The organism is Bradyrhizobium sp., from assembly GCF_049798375.1.
GTDB lineage: Bacteria > Pseudomonadota > Alphaproteobacteria > Rhizobiales > Xanthobacteraceae > Bradyrhizobium.
Genome location: NZ_JBARGP010000621.1, coordinates 1 through 2,210 on the forward strand (window position 1 = coordinate 1; position 2,210 = coordinate 2,210).

General features: G+C 62.2%; 3 protein-coding genes. 2 read left to right on the plus strand and 1 reads right to left on the minus strand.

Translation table 11 applies throughout. The annotated features are described in order from the left end of the window. The coding region (locus WA702_RS24670) for a molybdopterin oxidoreductase family protein (protein ID WP_425113162.1) at positions 1-1,046 on the plus strand (1,046 nt) is incomplete at its 5' end. Between the two features lie 188 nt (positions 1,047-1,234). Next, entirely contained in the window at positions 1,235-1,516 is a 282-nt protein-coding gene (locus WA702_RS24675; protein ID WP_425113163.1) for a DUF6496 domain-containing protein, read from the plus strand. A gap of 148 nt (positions 1,517-1,664) precedes the next feature. Here WA702_RS24675 and WA702_RS24680 read toward each other — a convergent pair. Next, positions 1,665-2,210: Ku protein (locus WA702_RS24680; protein WP_425113164.1), on the minus strand; the 546-nt coding region annotated here is incomplete at its 5' end.

Consider the following 2,210-nt stretch of genomic DNA (forward strand, 5'->3'; position numbering starts at 1 on the left):
GCTTGATCCCGATGTTCCTGCCGGACTATCAGCCCGTCGGTCGCAACGACATGCGCGGCGCCTTCGAGAAGGTCTGGGGACAGGAGATCGATCCCGAGCGCGGGCTTACCGTGGTCGAGATCATGAACGCGATCCATGCCGGCAAGATCAACGGCATGTATGTCGAGGGCGAGAATCCGGCGATGTCCGATCCCGACCTGCAGCACGCCCGTGACGCGCTCGCCAAGCTCGACCATTTGGTGGTCCAGGACCTGTTCGTCACCGAGACCGCATTCCATGCCGACGTCATCCTGCCGGCCTCGGCCTTCGCGGAGAAATCCGGCTCCTTCACCAACACTGATCGGCGGGTGCAGCTCGCGCGCCCGGTGATCAAGCCGCCGGGTGATGCGCGGCAGGATCTGTGGATCATCCAGGAGATTGGCAAGCGCATGGGCCTGCCCTGGAATTACGAAGGACCCGGCGAGGTCTTCACCGAGATGGCCGAACTGATGCCGTCGCTGAAGAACATCACCTGGGAGCGGCTGCTGCGCGAGGGCGCGGTGACCTATCCGGTGGATGATCCGAACAAGCCGGGCAACGAGATCATCTTCACCACGGGCTTCCCGACCGAGAGCGGTCGCGGCAAGATCGTGCCTGCGCATGTTATCCCGCCGGATGAATTGCCCGACGCCGAGTATCCGATGGTGCTGTCGACGGGGCGTATCCTCGAACACTGGCACACCGGATCGATGACGCGCCGTGCCCACATGCTCGACCAGATCGAGCCGGAGGCCGTTGCGTTCATGTCGCCGAAGGACATGCGCAAGAAGGGCCTCGCGCTCGGCGACTTCATCCGTCTGGAGACCCGTCGCGGCGCCGTCGAGGTCAAGGTGCGCTCGGATCGTGACGTGCCGGAGAACATGGTGTTCATGCCGTTCTGCTACGCGGAGGCGGCTGCGAACCTGCTGACCAATCCGGCGCTGGATCCGTTCGGCAAGATTCCGGAGTTCAAGTTCTGCGCAGCGCGGGCAGAGCGCGTCGAGCTGCGCAACGCGGCGGCGGAGTAGGACGCCGGTTCACGATGGCGTAGCCGGCCAGTTGCCGTGCGCCGGCATTACCGGCTGCAAGATACGAGCTAGTTTTACACTCGCCATGCTCCCGATCCGTTGGGCGCAGTTGCTATGCCGAGGAACTACGACAAAGGAACCATCTGGAACCGGCGTGATTACTTTCGTGTCATAGGAGAGTTTCTTTCATGGCACGTAAAACACGCAAATACTCCAAAGGCGCTTCGAAGAAGGTCGGGCGCGCGATGAAGAAGAAAAAAGCCGGCACTCTGAGGAGCGGCCGTTCGGGCAAGAAGGTCACGAGCCGCAAGCAGGCGATCGCGATCGGCCTGTCCGAGGCTCGCAAGGAGGGCAAGAAGGTGCCGAAGAAGAAGGGCGCCAAGAAGTCTTCATCCAAGAAGTCTTCGTCGAAGAAGTCGGCCAAGAAATCCAAGAAGAGCACGAAGAAGCGGAAGTCGAAGAAGAGCTGAGCTCTCTCCGCCGTCATTGCGAGGAGCGAAGCAACGAAGCAATCCAGACTGTTCGCTTGGAGCCAGTCTGCATTGCTTCGCTGCGTTCGCAATGACGATGAGGCAGACGTCATGGCCCAGGACAAGCTGGGCCATGACGGAGAGAGTATTACCCCGCTTTTCTCGCCCGCGCCGACGAGCGATGCGCCTTCTTGGCGGTGCGGCGATGTGCGGGCGAGCGTCGCGCCGATGAGCCGCGCGAGGCCTTCGCCGCGTGCTTGCCCTTCAGGCTCTGCTTCAGCGCATCCATCAGGTTGACAACGTTATCGGGCCGCTCCTCGGGCTCCGGGATCTTGATGGTCTTGCCGGCGGCCTTGCGCTTGACCAGAGCCTTCAGCGCGGTCTCGTACTCGTCCTTGAATTTCGAGGGATCGAAATGCGCGGCCTTGGAGTCCAGAATGTGGCCGGCGAGCTCGACCATGTCTTTCGTGATCTTCGGGCTCTTGATGTCGTCGAAGAATTCGCTCGCGTCGCGCAGCTCATAGGGAAAGCGCAAGGTGGTGCCGAGCAGGCCCTTGCCGAGCGGCTCGATCGCGATGATGTGCTCGCGGTTGGTCAACACGATGCGCGCCAGCGCGACGCGCTCCTGGTCCTTCATGGCGTCGCGGATCACGGCAAAGGCATCGACCGCAGCCTTGCCGTCGGGCGCGATGTA